Raw genomic sequence first — 529 nt, 5'->3', positions numbered from 1 at the left:
CGAGATCGCCAGCGCGGACCCGAAGACGTCGGGGTGGGCGGACGAGAACTGCATCGCGCAGGTGGCCCCCTCGGAGAAGCCGAGCACGCCCCAGCCCGTCGGTGCCGTGGCGACCGCGAGGTGCTTCCGGATCCAGTCGACGGTGTCCGTCATGACGTAGGTCTCGCTGCGCCCGAGCCGCCGGGAGTCCACGCACATCGGGTTGCGGTTCGGGGCGCCGAGCTGGTCCGGGGCGACGACGATCGGGGCGAGGCCGTCGTGCGCTGCTGCATACCGGTCAAGGTAGTGGCCGATGTCGCCGGTCTGGAAGAGGTCGGCCGGTTCGCCGGGTTGCCCGGAGAGTGCGACGAGCACGGGCAGCGCCGGGGCGTTCGGGACCTGCGCGGCCGGCGGGAGCCACACCACGGCCTTCCGGGCGTGGAAGTGCGAGATCGTGCCGGGGATCGTCACGCTGAACGTCTCGCCCTCCTTCGGCATGTCCGCCGGGGCGTGCCAGTCGTGCAGGTCGACGAGCCGCTCGACCGCGGGG

Annotated in this window: 1 protein-coding gene; it reads right to left on the bottom strand. The window is 72.6% G+C overall.

Translation table 11 applies throughout. The features are described 5' to 3' along the window. A partial coding sequence (locus tag BIV01_RS13850; protein WP_254791843.1) for an alpha/beta hydrolase occupies positions 1–529 on the bottom strand: 529 nt, incomplete at both ends.

Source organism: Curtobacterium sp. MCBA15_013 (assembly GCF_001865095.1).
Taxonomy (GTDB): domain Bacteria; phylum Actinomycetota; class Actinomycetes; order Actinomycetales; family Microbacteriaceae; genus Curtobacterium.
Note: the sequence above shows the minus strand (reverse complement) of the source record. Positions and strands in the feature narration are given on the sequence as shown.